Below are 18595 nucleotides of genomic sequence, written 5' to 3' on the forward strand. Positions count from 1 at the left end.
CCACGCTATTAAATTGTAAAGGGGACGGAATCCGTGACAGTAAAAATAGGTGTTCTCGTCATGTCGTATGGCACTCCTAAGAGCCTAGAAGATGTTAAGGCTTATTACACGCATATTAGACGGGGGAATCCGCCATCAGCGGAGCAGCTTAAAGAGTTAACCGACCGTTATGAAGCAATCGTCGGGGGGGTATTCCCACTGCGGGAGAATACAGACCGGCAAGTAGAAGCTTTACAAGCAGCATTAAATGCGGATAAAGCGGGAGCAGATGTTGAATTTGTCTGCTATCAAGGCTTGAAGCATGCCAGTCCCTTTATTGAGGACGGCGTTGAGGCTATGGCGAAGGATGGCATTACTCAAGCAGTGGGTATTGTTTTGGCGCCACACTATTCCAGTATGAGTGTGGGGAGCTACATCAAGCGTGCTCAGGAAAAGGCTGATGCATGCAAGATTGACATGGGTTTTGTAGAGAGTTACCATATGCATCCTGAATTGATCGATGTGTTAAGCCAAAGAGTGTCGGCGAAGCTGGATCAATATATTGAAGCAGGCGCGACCCGTGATGAGATTCGCGTATTATTCAGCGCTCATAGTCTTCCAGAACGTATTCTGGCTATGGGTGATCCATATCGGAATCAACTGCTGGAAACTTCGCAAGCAATTGCAGCTCAGGCAGGCGTAACCAACTGGCAGTTTACTTGGCAAAGTGCTGGTCGCACAGCTGAACCGTGGCTCGGTCCGGATATTCTGGACACGCTGCAACAGCTTAGTAAAGAACAGGTGGAATACGTATTGGTGGCCCCTATCGGATTCGTATCCGATCATTTAGAGGTACTGTACGATCTCGATATAGAGGCAACAGCCGTAGCTTCGGAGCTTGATATGCGTCTTATGCGGATCGACTCACTGAATAGTGATCCCGCATATATGTCTGTATTGATCGATGTAATTCGTAAACGACTGGAGCAGATGAAGGCCGCTCAATCATGATTGGCCCCACAAGAAAAATTGTTATCATAGGCGGAGGGCTGAGTGGACTCAGCGCCGCCTTTTATATTCGTAAATTTTATAAAGAAGCGGGTATTAAGCCTGATATAGTCTTGCTTGAGAAAGAGAAAAACCTCGGTGGAAAGATTGAAACCTTACATCGCGATGGTTTTGTGATTGAAAAGGGACCAGATTCATTTCTAGCGGAAAGGGCGGAGATGTGCGAGCTGGCTAAGGAATTGGAATTGGATCACGAGCTGGTATCCTCCAACCCTCTTGCTAAGAAGCGATATATCTTGCAGCGGGACAAGCTTAATCCTCTGCCAACCGGTCTTGTACTCGGTATCCCTACCGAACTGAAACCTTTTTTATCAAGTGGGTTAGTTTCGTTTGGGGGCAAAATACGTGCGATGATGGATTTTATTCTTCCTCCGCGGCGTAATGATGAAGACGAATCGCTTGGTGAGCTTATTGAGCGCCGTCTAGGGTCTGAAGTGCTGGAGAACTTAACCGAGCCACTCCTCTCTGGCATGTACGGCGGAGATATACAAAAAATTAGCCTGCAAGCTACTTTTCCGCAATTTGGACAATTAGAACAACAGTATGGCAGCCTTATTCGTGGAATGCGCACAGGGCGAAAGAATAAAAAGGCACAGGAAGGTACTACACAGAGTACCTTCCTCACGTTCCGCAAAGGGCTGCAAAGTCTCGTGCATAGTCTGATTTATGAGCTGCATGATGTAGAACAACGGACGGAGTCTAACGTAGTTTCTATACAGACTGCGGGGAGCTCTTCTCGTTATGAGGTAGCGCTGGAGAATGGTGAACGGTTGCTTGCGGATGATGTATATATCACAGCGCCTAATTTTTCGGCTGCTGACTTACTTCGTCCCCATATGGATGTTACAGCGCTGGAAGCGGTGGATTATGTTTCAGTAGCGAATCTAGTCATGGCTTTTAACAAAAAGGATATTGTTAACGAATATGATGGATCGGGTTTTTTTGTGCCTCGTAAAGAAGGGCGAAATATTACTGCCTGCACATGGACATCTACGAAATGGTCGCATACGGCTCCTGATGATAAGGTGCTCTTACGCTGTTATGTGGGTCGTTCTGGTGATGAACAGAATGTTCAGCTGCCTGATGAGGCTTTGACGGAGCTTGTACTTAAAGATTTGCGAGAGATCATGGGCATTACTGCGAATCCAATATTTACGGAAATCACCCGCTTAGAGCATTCCATGCCGCAGTATCCTATAGGACATCTTGATAATATTACCGAATTCCGCAAAGAATTAGCGGCTTCGCTTCCTGGTGTGTATGTCATTGGCGCCGGATTTAATGGCATAGCAATGCCGGATTGCATCAAGCAGTCCAAGCTTATTGCGGAAAGCGTTGCTAAACAGCTAATGAATGAAATGTGAGTACGATGACTAAATAAAACAGTGAAGCGAAGCATGAGGCGCTTCACTGTTTTTCTTTAGTTAGTAAAATTTTCTATTTCTATCGACTCTCTTATTTGTAGGGTGCTGTGATAGATATGCTATAATAAAAACAATTTGAGAGTAGAGGAGATCACAGAAACCATGTATCCGCCGCGATCGCGTTCTAGACAAAAGAACAAACATAAGAGCAAACGCAAGCGCAGAACGGCCTGGGCTTGGATCAATGCAGGTCTTCTTTTGATGATTACCGTGTTATTGACTTATAGCTTTACGAATGACCCTGACAAGAAAAGCGCCTCACCGCCTCCGGTAGCAGAAGCGACAGCTACGCCTATACCAGAGAGTAGTGATCAGCCTCAGACAGCACCTCCGGTGGTTGCAGTTGCAACGCCTGAAGCTACAGAGACGCCAAGCCCTTCTCCTACGGCAACTCCAGAGCCAACGCCTACACCGCTGGAGGAGCCCGAAGAGATCATTGAAACACAAGCTCCTGAAGCGACAGCGACCCCTGCGAAGGATGAGGACAGCTCGGAAGCAGCAAATAATGATCCAGTGTCTGGTCTGCCGTCAGATGATAACGCGTCTGGTAAGACGGTGACTTTGAATTTTGGTGGAGATGTTATATTTTCCGGGAAAGCTGGAGAACTGCTGGAGAAGAAAGGTTATGATTATTCGTATGCCGCATTGGAGGGTCTGTTCAAGAAAGATGATCTTACGATCTTGAATCTGGAAACTCCAGTGACCACTGGTGGCGTAAGTGCCACTAATAAGCAATTTGTATTCAAAGGATCACCACTCGCTCTGGATGCGCTTAAGTCAGCTGGTGTGGACGCAGTAAATATGGCGAATAATCACACGCTTGATCAAGGAGAGCAAGGCTTGCGGGATACCCTTAACCACCTTGCTGAAAGAGGAATTCCTTATGTGGGTGCGGGGCTTAACAGTAAAGAAGCATATTCGGCGCAATATTTTGAACGTAAGGGCATTAAGATCGCTTTGCTGGGATTCACCCGGGTGATTCCTGCGTCGGATTGGATGGCAGGAAAAAATAAGCCGGGACTTGCCTCCGTATACGATAGCGCAGAAGGACTGAAGGCTATTGCTGCAGCCAAAAAGAAAGCCGATTTGGTGGTCGTAGTTGTCCATTGGGGTAAAGAACGGGTAGAACAATATGATAAAACGCAACAGTCGCTGGGCCATAGCTTTATCGATGCAGGAGCCGATCTTGTCATTGGCGGCCATCCACACGTGCTACAAGGCGTGGAGCCATACAAGGGCAAATGGATTGCCTACAGCACCGGGAATTTTATTTTTACGAGATCTACAGTGCCTGCCACTTGGGAAACTGCGGTTTTTCAGGCGGAATGTAGTGTAAAAGGTCAATGCTCCTTAAAGCTGAAGCCTATGAAAGCCGAGCTAGCACAGCCTGTGCCGATGAACGCAGTGGATGGACAACTTTTGTTAAAAAGAGTAGAAGCTCTTTCCGCAGGACGGGTAAAGATCGGTAGCGACGGTAAAGTCACTCAAGTTACCAAATAGGGTTCCTGGGAGGTCCTTATGATGAACAATTTGTGTGTAGCCCATCGAGGGTTTTCCGGTAAAGCTCCAGAGAATACATTGGCAGCCATTCGGATGGCGATTGCCATGCCCTATGTGCACTGGATGGAAATTGATGTCCAGCTCTCCAAAGACGGCGTTCCTGTTGTCATTCATGATTATACGTTGGACCGGACGACCAATGGTCATGGCAAGGTGAAGAACATGGACTGGGAATATATCCGGCGTCTGGATGCGGGGAGCTGGAAAGGGCGTTCTTTTCAGGGCGAGCGGGTGCCTTCTTTGGAAGAGGTGCTGTCACTAGCCTCCGGAAGATTGCGTCTGAATATTGAACTGAAAACAGTGGGAGATATGTATCCTGGCATTGAGAAGACGGTGACGGATCTTATTTCTGCAAAAGGTATGCGGGACGACGTGATCTTGACCTCTTTTAATACTGGAGCATTAAAAAAAGTCAAGGAAATTGATTCCCGTTTTCGCACCGGATTGATCTTTGATTCCAGATTTGGCAATCCTGCACGCAGGCTGCATGAACTGGATTGCTCTTTACTTTCGATTAGCTTCTCGCGTCTGAATCCTAGACTGGCCAAGCTTTTGTCCGAGCGAGGGGTGGAAATTATGGCTTGGACTGTGAACAAAGCGAAAGAGATGCGTCGCTTAGCCGACATGCATTCTGATATAATGATCTGTACAAACCGCCCGGATATATGGGGCGACACCTTTCTGAAGGTATAAATAATCCAAATCGATGGGAAAGAGAGCTGACTGTTTATGTGCGCTGCTGTTAATAATCTTTATTGTGTTGGACGCAACTACAAGCTACACGCGGAGGAATTGGGTAACAATGTGCCAGTGGAGCCGCTCATTTTCATGAAGCCCTCACATGCGGCTGTTTCCCTCGATAAAGCAGTAATTAAGCTGCCAAAGGATGCGGGTCAGATTCATTATGAAGGGGAACTTGTACTGCGTATTGCACGTGATTATACACCAGGCATGAGCGTGGAGGATCTGGTAGATGTAATGGCACTGGGACTGGATTTCACGCTGCGTGATGTGCATAATGATCTGCAGAAGAAAGGTTTGCCATGGACGCCAGCTAAAGGCTTTAAAAATGCCGCACCACTCACCCCTTACATAGCGTTTCCAGATAAGGAAGAGCTGGAGGGAACTGATTTTACAGTGGTGAAAAATGGGGTGGAAGTACAACGCGGCAATGTTAAAAACATGATTTTTTCACTTCAAAAAATTGTTGATTTTATCGCCGAGCGCTACGGGTTAGGGAAAGACGATGTGATATTTACAGGTACTCCGGCAGGCGTGGGTCCTACTGTAGCTGGAGACGCTTTCGAGCTGTACTGGGGCGACAAGCTGATGGGGACTTGCCTGATCGGTTAATAGATCTGTTGGAGATGAATCTATGCAGTGGGTTATTGGCGCTTTAGGCGCTTTGATTGTTGCGGGAGCGGCATATTGGAAGCAGTCTTTAAGTCTCTCTGGCATGATTGCCGCGGTAGTGATGGGCACTATTTATTTTGGTGCCGGAAATGCTTTTTGGTTTGGGATATTGCTGATCTTCTTCATCACTTCAAGCCTGCTGTCCAAACTTCATCATGATAATAAAGCAGAATTAGAGCTGACGTATGCTAAGACGGGCCGCCGCGATGCCGGGCAGGTCTTTGCTAACGGTGGACTTGGCATGGTTCTGGTTCTCCTGAATGCGATCTTCCCGCATGAGCTGTGGGGGTTCCTATTTATTGGTGTAATGGCTACAGTAACCTCGGATACATGGGCTACGGAGATCGGAACACTGAGCAAGAAACCGCCTCGTTCTGTCCTTACAGGTAAAGTTCTTGCTGCCGGAGCTTCGGGAGGCGTATCCAGCTTGGGTACGGTAGCAGCAGCAGCAGGAGGCGCACTCATCGGTGCGTCAGCTTGGCTGCTGCGAATGATATCCGGCATGCCGGATCACTCTTTCGTGCTGCTTACCCTAGCAGGACTTGCGGGAGGATTAGTCGGCGCCTTTACCGACTCTATCCTTGGTGCAACCGTGCAGCAGATGAACCGCTGTACGGTATGCGGCCGAGAAGTGGAAGGCTCACAGCATTGTGGGGCTCCAGCTGTACACGCCAGAGGCTGGAAGTGGATGAGCAATGATGCAGTCAATGCCATCAGCTCTATCCTCGGCGGTGCAGCTGCCTTACTGCTGAGCATGATCATTTAGCATTTGAATTTAAGCTTTGAACGGCACAGTTTAGGGAGGGACCGATGAGTAGCGCATCCAATCAAAAACATACTGCTATTCTGGATGCCGCATACGAGCTCTTCGGTTCAGGTGGATTTTACGAAACGAAGATGTCGGAAGTGGCGGAGCAAGCCGGGATAGCAAAGGGCACCGTTTATTTATACTTCAAGAGCAAGGAAGAATTATTCATGGCAGTGACGCGCCGCGATTGTGAGGGATTTCTCCTGCAATTACAGGAAAGGCTGAAGGCTAGTGATACTTTGGCCGGTAAACTGTCGATCATTGCTAAACATCACCTGAATTATTATTATGAACGCAAGCGGCATACGAAGATTTTTTTCCGTGCCCCTAACAATAATCCTGAATTAGTGGCGTATATGACACAATTTATGGAGCAATACATGCAAGATGTGGTCAAGGTATTATTAGAAGGTGGAGCATCCGAGCCTGAGCTTATGGCACAGTCCTACATAGGGATGCTGGATCGTTTGAAGATGGATATCTTATTTGACCCGTCTTTTACGGAGGAGGACGCGTATAAACGCGCTGATTTCGCTGCTGGTCTTTTTATTAGAGGGGCCATGATCACCTGAATTTTGGATAGGATGATAAACCGGGTAAATAGCATTGGTTAGATGCGGCCGGTTTTATGAAAATATAAGGCAAGCGAGGAAATAGCATGAATATTATGACCGTGGAACATCTTTCCAAGAGTTATGGCGAGAAAGTACTCTTTAGCGACGCTTCATTTGGTATGGACGATCGGGATAAAATTGGCTTGATCGGTGTGAATGGAACGGGTAAATCAACCTTTTTACGGATTATTGCCGGTCAGGATACTCCGGATGGTGGACAAATTGCCATCGGGAATAATGTAAGAGTACAATATTTGGCGCAGAATCCTCCTTATGATCCTATGAATACAGTTTTGCAGCAAGTGTTCGCCGGGGATGATCCAGACCTTGCTACCATGCGTGAGTACATGGAGACTATGTCTCTGCTTGAACAGCAGCCTGGTAATGCTGAACTGGAAGGAAAACTAGTAAAGATTGGGCAGGCGATCGACGCTGCGGGAACATGGCATTTGGAGAGTGAAGCCAAAAGCGTGCTTACCAAGCTAGGCATCTTAAAGTTTGATGCGTTAATGGACACACTTTCTGGTGGACAACGTAAGCGTGTGGCTCTGGCAGCTGCACTGATTACCCCCTCTGAACTGCTGATTCTTGATGAGCCTACCAACCATATTGATACGGATTCCGTGGCTTGGCTGGAGCAATATTTGCAGAAACGGCGCGGCGCTCTTTTGATGGTGACGCATGATCGTTACTTCCTAGAGCGTGTGGCTAGTGTCATGCTAGAGCTAGATGGTGGCCAGCTTTATCGTTATGAAGCTAACTATTCACGGTTTCTAGAGCTTAAAGCCGATCGCGAAGAACGAGAAGCTTCTGCTGAACAGAAGCGTAAGAACCTGCTGCGCACAGAGCTGGCTTGGATTCGTCGCGGTGCCAAAGCCCGTTCAACGAAACAGAAGGCAAGAATCGACCGCTTCGAGAAGCTGAAAGAGAGTACAGGAAGCAGCTCGAACGGTTCATTGGATATTTCTGTGGCTTCTACACGTTTAGGTCGCAAGATCATTGAAATTAATGACCTGTCGAAAGCGTTGGATGGTCGTCAGCTAATCAAAGATCTCAGCTATATCGCTGTACCCCAGGATAGAGTGGGCATCGTCGGCCCGAACGGCAGCGGCAAATCAACACTCTTAAATATGATTGCAGGTCAGCTGCAACCCGATAAAGGTGAAGTTCAGCTTGGCGCTACGGTTAAGCTTGGTTACTTTACACAAGAGCATCAGGATATGGATGACAGTATGCGTGCCATTGAATACGTAAAGGAAGAAGCAGAAGTGATACGGACAGCAGACGGCAGTGTGATTACGGCGGGTCAAATGCTGGAACGCTTCTTGTTCCCTCCAGCGATGCAGTGGACACCGATCTCGAAGCTGTCCGGTGGCGAAAAAAGACGCTTGTATCTGCTTCGTGTATTGATGGGAGCACCTAACGTATTGCTTTTGGATGAACCTACGAACGATCTGGATATCGGCACATTGGCTGTTTTGGAAGATTATTTGGATGAATTTCCGGGTGTCGTCTTTACTGTATCCCATGACCGTTATTTCTTGGACCGTACGATAGATAAGCTGATTGCTTTTGAAAATGGCGATATCCGGATTCATGTTGGCGATTATACGGAATATGAAGAATGGCTGGCCAAAAATGTACCGTCACGCATTGGAGAATCGAACAAAGAAGATGGAAGCTCAAAGCGAAAAGAGGCCGCGGACACTGGCAGCAACCCTGCACCTTCAACGGCTCCCAAAACAAAACTCAAATTCAGCTTCAAGGAACAGCGTGAATATGAGGGCATTGATGAGCAAATTGAGCTTGCAGAGCAACGTTTGACGGATATTAGTGTACAGATGGAGGCGGCTTTTGCTGACTCAGGAAGGCTGCAGGAGCTAGTAGAGGAGCAACGCCTAGCCGAAGCAGAGCTGGAGCGTCTTATGGAACGCTGGACCTATCTGAACGAGCTTGCGGAGAAAATCGCTGGTAAGGCTTAAACCCGTTGGATGGCTTTGAATGAAAATAGGGGAGGGCTCTGTGTGGAAGATAAACTTAAAGCTGCCGTAGCCCTACGCAACGCTGGTAAAGCGGAAGAAGCCAAAATGATGCTGTTTGAGCTATATGAGCAGAATGCTGGGGACGCTGAACTTCTATATCAATTGGCCTGGACGCATGATGTGCTGGGTTTGGAACGGGCGGCAGTACCCTTTTATGAGAAAAGCTTGGCGTTAGGATTACCCTCTGAGCAGAGAGTTGGCGCTCTATTGGGACTGGGCAGCACCTACCGGACACTCGGAGAATACGAGAAGTCAAAAGGTCTTCTGATGCAGGCTGTTCAGGAGTACCCGGAGAATAAGGAATTTCCGGCGTTCCTAGCCATGACCCTGCACAATCTTGGAGAGCATAGTCAAGCGATGGAGCTGCTGCTTAAGCTGTTGGCAGAAACCTCTGCGGATGAAGGGATAAGAAGTTACAGTAAGGCCATTTCTTATTATTCAGATAAGCTGGAGCAAGTCTGGGATTGATGCTGGCTTTTAGATCACATTAATACTTACGAAGTACTATCCGGACACCACTGACCTTAAACGCAGCATTATTGCACATTTGGAATGTTAACGGACACCACAGTCACTATTAGCATAAAAGGCACCAAATACGTAGCTTTTCAAGCTGAATAACGTCACTGGGGTCCGAAGCAGTGCCCCATTGGCTGAAAATTGGCGAATAACATCATCTGGGTCCGTAAGCACCAGCCGTAAGAGATGACCACCGGAAAGTCCGGCAGTGTCTGTTGAAGAACGAGCGAACCACCAATAAACAAAAAAAAGAGTAGGGTCCTCCATTAATTGGAGAATTCTACTCTTTTATTTCGTTCCGTCCACAGCAATCATTTGCACTACAGACCGAGAATCGCCGGGTACAATGATTTCCTTCGCATTCATCTGGGAAGAACCATCTCCGTCCAAGAAGATGCCCTCCAGACCCTTAGCAGGCACTGTCTGGAGGATCGCTGAGCGGAACTCCGCCGCTGTTGAGAGCGTTGGGGTAACAATCAGCCAGAGCTTTCCTGTGTTGTCATACACCATGCCTGAGCGCAGGCGTTTCTCATCAGCGTAAGGAAGATGCTCTGCAGTTACTGCCGCTTCCCATAAGTCTTCGTGTCCCAGATTCATACTGATGCCACCTTGCGCAAAATAATGCTGGCGATCAGTAATCTTCAATTCTTCTCCAGAAGAGACAACTTGTACGGAGAAGTTGCTGCTGGCACCATCCCAGACAAGGGTTCCACGTGCGTATTTAGCATTGAACCAGCCAGACCCATAACCCTTCGGGGCTCCGTTGACTGGAGTATCATTCATGATAGCCATGGATAAAAGCGCATCTTGATAGAAAAAACCTCCGTTAATCCCATATGCATTAACTTGCCGTAAAGGGACACCCGCGGCCCTGAGCTTAATATCTTCAGGTGAAGTTGACATCATATAGAGCTGCACATTATCTGTACTCACTGTTTCCAAAAAGCTATAGGCGTGAGGAAGACCTTTAAAGGGATCTTCCTTGTGATTTCTAAATACCAGAAACAACGATAGCGCTAACCCCACTATTAATAACACCAGAAGGGAGAGGATAAGTCCCTGTCTGCGCCTCCAGAGCTGTTTCAGCTTGCCAGAGCTAACCTCAGTTTGTCCCCACATAAGCAGCGAGAAGCTTAGCAGTGTTCACTACAGCTTGCTTATGCGTACGTTCCATGGAGTGGGAGGCATGTACACCTGGGCCAATCAATGCTGCACGGATATTGTTTCCGCCTCTGAGCGCTGCGGAAGCATCGGAGCCGTACATAGGATAAATATCAACGGCATAAGGAATTGCGAGTGCTTCTGCCAGTTCAATCAAACGGCCTGTCATAACATAATCGTAAGGACCGGAAGAGTCTTTTGCACAGATAGATACATCGGTTTCTTTACAGCTGAGATCATCACCCATGGCGCCCATATCAACAGCAATCATTTCATTGATTTCACCAGGAATCCAAGCTGTACCGTGTCCCACTTCCTCGTAGTTAGAGATGAGGAAAGAGAGGTTGTGGAGAGGTTTCCAGCCTTCACGTTTAATACTTTCCAGCAATCCGAGAAGGGCAGCCACGCTTGCCTTGTCATCTAAATGACGGGATTTAATGTAGCCGCTAGGCGTAATCACTGCACGTGCATCGAAAGAAATGAAATCTCCGACGGAAATGCCAAGCTTGAGTACGTCTTCTTTAGAAGATACCAGCTCATCAATACGTACTTCCATGTTCTCCTCTGATCGTTTGAAGTCACGAGCGTCTGGATATACGTGAACAGATGGATGGCTGGTTAAGATGGTTCCTGTATAAGTTTTGCCGCTACGGGTATGGATCGTGCAGTATTCATTCTCAATGCTGTGCATGGCGAAGCCACCCACAGAGGTCAGACGCAGTGTACCATTAGCTTTAATCGAGCGGACCATGGCACCAAGTGTATCCACGTGAGCGCTGATGCCAATAGTACGAGAGGGATCTAGGCCCGGGACGTTAAGAATTACACCGCCTTTTTCATTCCAGCTTAAAGGTATGTTCAGCGCAGCTGCTTCTTCAGCAACTAGTGTCATTACCTGTGCGGTGAAACCGCTTGGGCTGGGGGTGTCGAGTAATTTTTTTAGGATGGAAAGTATGTAGTCTTCATTAGGTTGAATGGTAATCATTAGTTAAGCCCTCCTGTTAAGCCATCATTGTCTGTGTTAAAAGAATCCAGTGAAGTGTCGGCATCACGAAGCTTGGTAAGCTCAGCAGTTAAGCTTTTAATTTGCTTTTGTAGTTTGTATTGACGAAAAATGCCGTATGAGCCCACGATGATTCCGCCAATTAACGCGCAGCCAAGAATAACGAGTATAAGTGGTATATTAACCACATCAAAACCGAAATTGACTTGAACGGGATCAACGTTGATGACTGCGAATATGGCGGTTAGCAGCGCGAAGATTAGACCCGCAATTAGTGACCATTGAATTCTCATTGAATTCTTCCTCCTCAGGGGGATATAACAATATAAAATCCCCTGCCCAGATAGGGCAAGGGATTAATGTAATACTAAGCTCTCTGCCTTATTTGGTCAACTGTTCCATTTGCTCGATAACACTTTCGAACACACTCATCGCTTCGCGAATCGGCTCAGGAGACGACATGTCAACGCCTGCTTTTGACAAAATATTGATGGAGTAATCACTGCCACCGCTCTTCAGGAAGCCGAGGTAACGATCTACCGCCGGTTTACCTTCTTCAAGGATTTGTTTGGCAAAGCTAGTCGCTGCCGAGAAGCCTGTTGCATATTTGTAAACATAGAAGCTGTTATAGAAATGCGGAATTCGTGCCCATTCCATCTCGATATCCTGATCTACAACCATTTCTTTGCCGTAGTATTTGACATTCAGGTCGTAGTAGATACTCGAAAGATCTTGTGGGGTAAGCGAATCGCCCTCTTCAACACGCTGATGAATGATCTTTTCGAATTCTGCGAACATCGTTTGCCGGAAAATCGTTGTCCGGAACTGATCGGCATAGTAGGTGAGCAGATACATTTTTTCCTTAGGATCTGTAGACTTTTTGAGTAGATAATCCATAAGCAAAGCTTCATTGGTAGTCGAGGCAACCTCTGCAAGGAAAATGGTATACTGTGCATCCCGATAGTTCAGAGCGTTGTCTGAAAAATAAGAGTGTAGAGCATGACCCATCTCATGTGCCAGAGTAAACATACTGTTCAGATTATCGTTATGGTTCAGCAGGACGTATGGGTGTGTGCCATAAGGGCCCCAGCTGTAAGCTCCAGAGCGTTTATTCTCGTTCTCATAGACATCAATCCAGCCATTGTCGTAGCCTTTTTGCAGCACATTCAGATAATCTTCACCCAGCGGTTTGAGGCCTTCTTTGGTAATTTTCTTCGCTTCTTCGTACGTGATATCCAGCTTATATTCATCTACTAGTGGTGCAAATAGGTCATACATATGTAACTCATCCACACCAAGCAGCTTTTGACGCAACTTCATGTAACGGTGCATTAAAGGAAGACTCTCATGAATCGTATCAATCAGGTTGGTGTATACCTCTTTTGGAATGTTATCACCGTAAAGAGACATTTCCATTACAGATGGATACTTGCGGACGTGTGAGAAAAAGACGTTTTTGTTCACATTGGCGCTAAGCGTTGCTGCGATGGTGTTTTTTTGCTTACGATAGGTGTCATAGACTGCTTTAAAAGCATTTCGGCGAACCTCGCGATCGGAGCTTTCCAAGAACTTGATATAGTTGCCGTGAGTCAGCTCGACCTCTTTGCCATCTTCATCTTTAATCTTAGGGAATTTCAGATCTGCGTTGTTCAGCATACTAAAAATGTTCTGAGGCGCTTGTGCTAGGTTTCCAACTTGGGCAAGCAGAGCTTCCTCAGCCTTGGACAATACATGCGCTTTCTCACGTTTCATCTCTTTTAAAGTGAAGGTGTAAGCGGACAGTTCAGGATCAGCAATAAATTGATCCAGCTTCTCAATAGGCAGTGCCAAGATTTCTGGGGTTACAAAAGAAAAGGCTTCGCCTGCTTCGATCCCAAGCTTCTTCGCTTTGGAGGACAAAGCTTGATATTCAGGATTAGCAGTGTCTTCATCCTGACGCATATGAGCATAGACAAAGAGTCGCTCAGTGGAGACGGACAGCTTGTCATCCAGCTCAAAACATTGTTTCACAGCTTCTGCGGAATCAAGTTTACCTTGGAAATCAGCAGCTTTTTTGATCAGTGATTTAGCTTCAGCATATTCTGCATCCCAATCCTTCTGAGAGGCAAATATATCTTCAAGCTTCCAACGATTCTCAGCAGGTACTTCACTTCTCTTCAATAATTGTTCCATAGAAACCCTCCTAGAATGATGAGATGTAGTAGGCATAATCTCCCTCGGCAATACTGTGGATGATATTTCACCCGGTAGCAAGCTGAGCACAAGTAGAAGAGGGATGGACTTGAGTGTAATAGGCATGACGTCCTCCTCTTTGAAAAGTAGAGTCAGCTTATTATGTCCTGCTAAGTCCTGATTATTAATATTTAGTCTTCTTTATATGGTAGTTATGCCAACAAGCTATAAATAACAAAGATGAAAGCAAACAGAATCATTACGACCGCAGCCATGGCCATGCCCCGCTTTAATTTCGGCGGGACACGATCCTTGGTCATAATTAATACTGCGCCTAGACAGAGGACTAGGACAACATAAATCGTGAGATTTTCGTTATTCATTTCCTGTTATACCTGTTTGAAAGCTGCAATGATGTTTTTGTACTCTTCTTCATTGTCTTTATAAGATTCTTTGTTGAAGCGGTTATTCACCCATTGCATCATCGCTGGACGACTCAGGAAGGTATGTGTTTCTTCTCCCCATTGATCGGAAATTTCGCGGAGTACAATGTAGCGGCCTTGAACTTCTACCGTCATCATATTCCATTTGTCTGTTTTGTATATTTCATGTTTTTTGATCATTATCATTACCACCCTGGCGATTTTTGGCTTTTGGCTCAATGATAACGCACTGGAGAAGGGAAAAGCAAATTAAATCATATATTAAGGGTTGGGTTTGATTGATTTGAACAGAAGATTGCAGTATACTATAGTTATACGCCATATATGGCGGTTATTTTTAGGAGGTTGTTCAATTGAAAGGTACAGTAAAATGGTTTAACGCAGAAAAAGGTTATGGTTTTCTTCAAGTAGAAGGCGGCGAAGATGTATTCGTACACTTCTCAGCAATTCAAGGTGAAGGATTCAAGACTTTGGACGAAGGTCAAGAAGTAGAATTCGACATCACTGATGGTAGTCGTGGACCGCAAGCTGAAAACGTAGTAAAATTATAAGAAACAGCAGGACAGTTAAGCTGTCTGCTACAAATATATAATTTACTTGGCAAGCCCTTGCAAGAGTGGTTACCAACTTACAGAACACAGTTCTTTCGGGAACTGTGTTTTTTTACGCCCACTATAGAAGTTATCCAAAATGAAAAAGGTCGTTACACTCCAGTGAAGGGGAGTGCAACGACCTTTTTGTATTATGAAATAATACCAACCCTAATTATAGGGAGGCTTTTTTGTTCTTTTTTCTGAAATAATTGATCGGATCCAGGTTGGATTTCAATAAATGCTGTCCCAGAAACCCTGCAAAAGCGAGTAAGCTGAAACCCGTAGCCACTATATAAAAAATATAACGCCCCGCCTCTTGATAAATAATGCCGCCAAAGGTACCGCTAAGCAGCCCAGACGCACTTGACCAAACGACGGTGAAAATGGCAAGACCTGTTGCCCGAAGGCGATCCGGAATAATCCGGGTGATATAACGGACAGATGTTACATAAAAAACACCAAATGATATACTGTGCATGGCTTGAATGGCAATCATTGAGCCTGGATGATCCGCTAGGGACATCAAAAGAAAACGCAGAGCATACATCAGACTCCCCAAGGCCAGCAAGGGCAATTCTTTGAATTTGTCGCCGTATCTGCTGAGGATAAATAATACAGGGATCTCACTAAGAGCTGACGCGAGCAGTGCCCAGCCAATGATTTCCTCACCAGCGCCTAGTTGTTTTAGACTGATCGTCAGAAAGGCTTCGTTCATTCTATGGCCTAACGCGAGTACAAACACACACCCGAAGAACCACAGCACCTCTTTTTGCAACAATATATCTTTAAGTCCATTTTTGCTATTATCAGCTTCAGCTGTGTCCTTATCTTGATTCGTTGTTTCTATAACAGCAGGTCTTTTAACATCCTTAAGTCCTAGGGTAATTAAAAGTGCAGCAATAATGATGATGATACATAGGGTCAAGCTCCAAGTAGAGCCCAATGCTCTTAATGCATAGCCAACGGTTAGAGCAAAGAAAGAATAGCCTAAGGAGCCAAAAACGCGAATGGTAATGAAGTTCCGTCCGTGTCTTTCGGCAACTTTGATAGCCATTGTATCGGCAAGCGGAAAAACTGGGTAATAGAAGAAGTAGAAGAAGGACAAAATAAGCATGACAGATGAAAATTCCGTCGCTCTGGCTAATAGAAGACCAGTTACTAATTGACCCGCAAGTAATATGAACATGATCTTTCGAATGGTGCCTAACTTATCGCTTATCATACTCCAGAATAGATTGGATAGGATGGAGATAAGGGGGCCGAGGGAATACAAGTAGCCTATCTGAGAACTGCTAAACCCTAAATGTGTGTAGAATAAAGGAAAGTATGATACTACAAGGACGCTGGTACCATATATGGTAAAGAGAAAGGAACGCAGCCAGTTTTGATCGCTGTAAAGGCTGCCGGTCCGTTTTGAAAACATGGATTGCACTCCTCCGAAATTGAAATATGCCTAGTATAGCATAAAGCAATGAGGAGATGTTTTTAAAAACTGCTGTATTTCTGAATCTTTCATGATTTTACGAAAGTGATTTTGTTGTTTGTACAAATACGCCTGATCATATTATAATAAGTGGTGATTTGGATAAGGAGACAACAATGTGGAGGCACTGTCATTGAGTGAATTAGAGCAAGGCCGTTACCTTAGCCCGCGTGGTCCACTGGGACTTATGAACAGGGTCTATAAGTACGTGCTGCCGGAAGTGAGAGAATGTCTCCATTTCTGGCGCCAAGATGCGAACGGGATTCCCGATCCCGAGCTCCGGAAGCAAGCACTTGCCAGCATTGAAACTAAAGAGTTTCATTGCATAGGCGGTGGTATTTATGCCGCCGGCAATTTATCGATGAAACATATACTGATTCCGCTAATTGTTGCTTATCAAACTATCAGTGATTATCTGGACAACTTATGTGATCGCAGTACTTCGCTTGATCCTGCAGATTTCAGGCTGCTGCATCAATCTATGCTGGATGCTATTGATCCAAATGCTGAGCCAGGTAATTATTATGCGCTTCGAAGTGAACAGAATGACGGCGGATATTTGTACAGGCTGGTTCGCAAATGCCAAGAGATGATTTCTTTGTTGCCAGGTTATTCCGCTGCTGCAGCGGAGATTCGAGAACTGGCTGTGCTCTATACAGATTTACAAGTGTATAAGCACATCCGCCCGGAACTCAGGGAAACAGCCCTGAAGGAGTGGTGGGAGGAACAGGGCAGTCGAGCACCACATCTGCAATGGAATGAATTTTCGGCTGCAACGGGATCAACGCTAGGTGTATTTATGTTATTTCTATCCGCATGTGATCCGAAGCTGAACCAAGCTTCTGCGGCTTCGATTCGAGCCGCGTATTTTCCGCATGTATGTGGTCTGCACATTATGCTGGATTATCTGATTGATCAGGAAGAGGACCGAGCAGGCGGTGATCTTAATTTCTGCAATTATTATGATGACACGGATACCATGCTGAGTCGGATCGCTGCAATGGTTGAGTGGGCCCGTAAGGATGTTCGTAATCTTCCAGAGTCTTCGATGCATCGTATGGTGATTGAGGGATTGCTGGCACTTTATTTATCTGATCCGAAAGTTAGCGAACAGCGGGAAGTTCGCTCTGTATCTAAAAGCCTGATGAAAGGCAGTCCGCTTACAAGACTGTTCTTCTTCGCTAACAGCCGTTGGATACGCAAACACTTTTTGTAACCATGTCGCGAAGTTATTTTTATAAGAAGTATCAGGCTTCGCACAATTTTAAGGAGGAACAACAGAATGTCTAAAATTCAAAAAATCGCAGTATTGACTAGTGGTGGAGATTCACAGGGAATGAACGCCGCTGTTCGTGCGGTTGTAAGAAGCGCACTTTATTTCGGTATTGAGGTATTTGGGGTGCAACGTGGTTATCAAGGTCTGCTGAATCGCGATATCTTCCCAATGGATCTTCGCAGTGTAGGAGATATTATTCAACGTGGCGGTACTGTTCTGCAGTCTGCAAGATGTCTGGAGTTCACGAAACCGGAAGGACAGCAAAAAGGCGCGGATATCCTTAATGAACTGGGTATCGATGGTCTAGTAGTTATCGGTGGAGATGGTTCCTATAAAGGAGCTAACAAATTAAGTAAACTCGGTATCAAGACTATGGCTTTGCCAGGTACGATTGATAACGATATCTCCTTCACAGACTACACTATCGGGTTTGATACAGCGGTTGGCGTTGTTGTAGACGCTATTAACAAGTTGCGTGACACTATGTCCTCCCATGAACGTTCTTCGATTGTAGAGGTTATGGGACGCCACTGTGGCGATATCGCGCTGCATGCTGGACTGGCTTCCGGAGCAGAAACAATCCTTGTGCCGGAAATGCCTTATGATTTGAATGAAGTTGCTGACCGGATGCGCGATAATTTTATCAGAGGTAAACGCCACAGTATCGTAATTGTTGCCGAAGGCGTTGGCAAAGGTGAAGATGTGGCTCAAGCTCTGAAAGACCGTCATGCTTCTCTGGATGCGCGTGTTACTGTACTCGGACATATCCAACGTGGTGGAACACCAACTCCTGGAGACCGGAATCTGGCTAGCCGTCTTGGCGATTTTGCCGTACGTAAGCTAATCGAAGGTGAATCCGACAAGGCTTGTGGTATCATCAAAGGTGAATTAACCCTTACGGATATTGATCTCGTAGTAAATACGAAAAAGGGCTTTGACCTGGAGCTGTACGAGCTGGCTTCCCGTCTTTCCCAATAATTAGCGACTATATATAAAAAGGAACAGCTGCGAGATTCGCACTGTTCCTTTTTTGTGTA

Annotated in this window: 20 protein-coding genes; 12 read left to right on the forward strand and 8 right to left on the reverse strand. The window is 46.0% G+C overall.

The window, feature by feature from the left end; genetic code table 11:
• Positions 1-33: 33 nt before the first annotated feature.
• The 9 genes from hemH (at position 34) to NSS82_RS11915 (ending at position 9376) form a co-directional block, all read left to right on the forward strand.
• On the forward strand, positions 34-990 hold the full coding sequence (gene hemH / locus NSS82_RS11875) for a ferrochelatase (protein WP_076272883.1): 957 nt from the start codon (positions 34-36) through the stop codon (positions 988-990).
• Positions 987-2411, forward strand: a complete 1425-nt coding sequence (gene hemG, locus NSS82_RS11880; RefSeq protein WP_076272882.1) for a protoporphyrinogen oxidase — start codon at positions 987-989, stop codon at positions 2409-2411. The genes hemH and hemG overlap by 4 nt, the downstream gene beginning before the upstream one ends.
• Before the next feature lie 162 nt (positions 2412-2573).
• On the forward strand, positions 2574-3971 hold the full coding sequence (locus tag NSS82_RS11885) for a CapA family protein (protein ID WP_076272881.1): 1398 nt from the start codon (positions 2574-2576) through the stop codon (positions 3969-3971).
• A gap of 21 nt (positions 3972-3992) precedes the next feature.
• Positions 3993-4724 (forward strand): glycerophosphodiester phosphodiesterase, encoded by a 732-nt coding sequence (locus tag NSS82_RS11890; protein ID WP_076272880.1) that lies wholly within the window; start codon positions 3993-3995, stop codon positions 4722-4724.
• Positions 4725-4760: 36 nt separating this feature from the next.
• Positions 4761-5384 (forward strand): fumarylacetoacetate hydrolase family protein, encoded by a 624-nt coding sequence (locus NSS82_RS11895; RefSeq protein ID WP_036689251.1) that lies wholly within the window; start codon positions 4761-4763, stop codon positions 5382-5384.
• A gap of 22 nt (positions 5385-5406) precedes the next feature.
• Positions 5407-6210 (forward strand): DUF92 domain-containing protein, encoded by an 804-nt coding sequence (locus NSS82_RS11900; protein ID WP_076272879.1) that lies wholly within the window; start codon positions 5407-5409, stop codon positions 6208-6210.
• A gap of 44 nt (positions 6211-6254) precedes the next feature.
• Positions 6255-6824: a TetR/AcrR family transcriptional regulator gene (locus NSS82_RS11905; RefSeq protein WP_076272878.1), complete on the forward strand. Its 570-nt coding sequence runs from the start codon at positions 6255-6257 to the stop codon at positions 6822-6824.
• 86 nt (positions 6825-6910) lie between these two features.
• Positions 6911-8848, forward strand: a complete 1938-nt coding sequence (locus tag NSS82_RS11910; protein WP_076272877.1) for an ABC-F family ATP-binding cassette domain-containing protein — start codon at positions 6911-6913, stop codon at positions 8846-8848.
• A gap of 42 nt (positions 8849-8890) precedes the next feature.
• Positions 8891-9376: a tetratricopeptide repeat protein gene (locus tag NSS82_RS11915; RefSeq protein WP_249267663.1), complete on the forward strand. Its 486-nt coding sequence runs from the start codon at positions 8891-8893 to the stop codon at positions 9374-9376.
• An 87-nt stretch (positions 9377-9463) separates the two neighbouring features.
• Here NSS82_RS11915 and NSS82_RS11920 read toward each other — a convergent pair whose 3' ends face one another.
• From NSS82_RS11920 to NSS82_RS11950, 7 genes are all read right to left on the reverse strand, one after another.
• Entirely contained in the window at positions 9464-9694 is a 231-nt protein-coding gene (locus NSS82_RS11920) for a hypothetical protein (protein WP_076272876.1), read from the reverse strand.
• 21 nt (positions 9695-9715) lie between these two features.
• A complete protein-coding gene (locus NSS82_RS11925) occupies positions 9716-10546 on the reverse strand; it encodes a hypothetical protein (protein WP_076203248.1) in 831 nt (276 codons plus the stop codon).
• Positions 10530-11570, reverse strand: coding sequence for a M42 family metallopeptidase (locus NSS82_RS11930; protein ID WP_036689645.1), 1041 nt, complete (start codon positions 11568-11570; stop codon positions 10530-10532). Before NSS82_RS11930 ends, NSS82_RS11925 begins: the two co-directional genes overlap by 17 nt.
• Before the next feature lie 2 nt (positions 11571-11572).
• Positions 11573-11884 carry a LapA family protein gene (locus tag NSS82_RS11935; RefSeq protein WP_042126298.1) on the reverse strand — a complete coding sequence of 104 codons (312 nt, stop codon included), beginning with the start codon at positions 11882-11884 and terminating at the stop codon, positions 11573-11575.
• Between the two features lie 88 nt (positions 11885-11972).
• Positions 11973-13763 carry an oligoendopeptidase F gene (gene pepF, locus NSS82_RS11940; RefSeq protein ID WP_076125113.1) on the reverse strand — a complete coding sequence of 597 codons (1791 nt, stop codon included), beginning with the start codon at positions 13761-13763 and terminating at the stop codon, positions 11973-11975.
• Between the two features lie 212 nt (positions 13764-13975).
• Complete coding sequence (locus NSS82_RS11945) at positions 13976-14146, reverse strand: hypothetical protein (protein WP_036689267.1); 171 nt, start codon at positions 14144-14146, stop codon at positions 13976-13978.
• A gap of 6 nt (positions 14147-14152) precedes the next feature.
• The gene (locus NSS82_RS11950) at positions 14153-14386 is read right to left on the reverse strand and encodes a hypothetical protein (protein WP_036689271.1); all 234 of its coding nucleotides are present in this window, start codon (positions 14384-14386) and stop codon (positions 14153-14155) included.
• A 173-nt stretch (positions 14387-14559) separates the two neighbouring features.
• Here NSS82_RS11950 and NSS82_RS11955 point away from each other — a divergent pair, with 173 nt between their 5' ends.
• Positions 14560-14757, forward strand: coding sequence for a cold shock domain-containing protein (locus NSS82_RS11955; RefSeq protein WP_036689272.1), 198 nt, complete (start codon positions 14560-14562; stop codon positions 14755-14757).
• A gap of 214 nt (positions 14758-14971) precedes the next feature.
• Here NSS82_RS11955 and NSS82_RS11960 read toward each other — a convergent pair whose 3' ends face one another.
• A complete protein-coding gene (locus tag NSS82_RS11960) occupies positions 14972-16222 on the reverse strand; it encodes an MFS transporter (protein ID WP_076107451.1) in 1251 nt (416 codons plus the stop codon).
• Between the two features lie 193 nt (positions 16223-16415).
• Between NSS82_RS11960 and NSS82_RS11965 the strand changes: the two genes are divergently transcribed.
• Complete coding sequence (locus NSS82_RS11965; RefSeq protein ID WP_076272908.1) at positions 16416-17498, forward strand: tetraprenyl-beta-curcumene synthase family protein; 1083 nt, start codon at positions 16416-16418, stop codon at positions 17496-17498.
• A 66-nt stretch (positions 17499-17564) separates the two neighbouring features.
• On the forward strand, positions 17565-18536 hold the full coding sequence (gene pfkA, locus NSS82_RS11970; protein ID WP_036689277.1) for a 6-phosphofructokinase: 972 nt from the start codon (positions 17565-17567) through the stop codon (positions 18534-18536).
• Positions 18537-18595 lie beyond the last annotated feature (59 nt).

The sequence above is a fragment of the Paenibacillus sp. FSL H7-0735 genome (assembly GCF_038008505.1).
GTDB classification, from domain to species: Bacteria; Bacillota; Bacilli; order Paenibacillales; family Paenibacillaceae; genus Paenibacillus_AQ; species Paenibacillus_AQ odorifer.

Excerpts from the sequence above, each read along its gene's own strand:
- NSS82_RS11925 (WP_076203248.1), bottom strand. The coding sequence starts at position 10,546 with ATGTGGGGACAAACTGAGGTTAGCTCTGGCAAGCTGAAACAGCTCTGG.
- NSS82_RS11920 (WP_076272876.1), bottom strand. The coding sequence starts at position 9,694 with ATGGAGGACCCTACTCTTTTTTTTGTTTATTGGTGGTTCGCTCGTTCT.
- NSS82_RS11895 (WP_036689251.1), top strand. The coding sequence starts at position 4,761 with ATGTGCGCTGCTGTTAATAATCTTTATTGTGTTGGACGCAACTACAAG.
- NSS82_RS11910 (WP_076272877.1), top strand. The coding sequence starts at position 6,911 with ATGAATATTATGACCGTGGAACATCTTTCCAAGAGTTATGGCGAGAAA.
- hemG (WP_076272882.1), top strand. The coding sequence starts at position 987 with ATGATTGGCCCCACAAGAAAAATTGTTATCATAGGCGGAGGGCTGAGT.
- NSS82_RS11905 (WP_076272878.1), top strand. The coding sequence starts at position 6,255 with ATGAGTAGCGCATCCAATCAAAAACATACTGCTATTCTGGATGCCGCA.
- NSS82_RS11945 (WP_036689267.1), bottom strand. The coding sequence starts at position 14,146 with ATGAATAACGAAAATCTCACGATTTATGTTGTCCTAGTCCTCTGTCTA.
- NSS82_RS11900 (WP_076272879.1), top strand. The coding sequence starts at position 5,407 with ATGCAGTGGGTTATTGGCGCTTTAGGCGCTTTGATTGTTGCGGGAGCG.
- pfkA (WP_036689277.1), top strand. The coding sequence starts at position 17,565 with ATGTCTAAAATTCAAAAAATCGCAGTATTGACTAGTGGTGGAGATTCA.
- pepF (WP_076125113.1), bottom strand. The coding sequence starts at position 13,763 with ATGGAACAATTATTGAAGAGAAGTGAAGTACCTGCTGAGAATCGTTGG.
- NSS82_RS11960 (WP_076107451.1), bottom strand. The coding sequence starts at position 16,222 with ATGTTTTCAAAACGGACCGGCAGCCTTTACAGCGATCAAAACTGGCTG.
- NSS82_RS11950 (WP_036689271.1), bottom strand. The coding sequence starts at position 14,386 with ATGATCAAAAAACATGAAATATACAAAACAGACAAATGGAATATGATG.
- NSS82_RS11935 (WP_042126298.1), bottom strand. The coding sequence starts at position 11,884 with ATGAGAATTCAATGGTCACTAATTGCGGGTCTAATCTTCGCGCTGCTA.
- NSS82_RS11885 (WP_076272881.1), top strand. The coding sequence starts at position 2,574 with ATGTATCCGCCGCGATCGCGTTCTAGACAAAAGAACAAACATAAGAGC.
- NSS82_RS11890 (WP_076272880.1), top strand. The coding sequence starts at position 3,993 with ATGAACAATTTGTGTGTAGCCCATCGAGGGTTTTCCGGTAAAGCTCCA.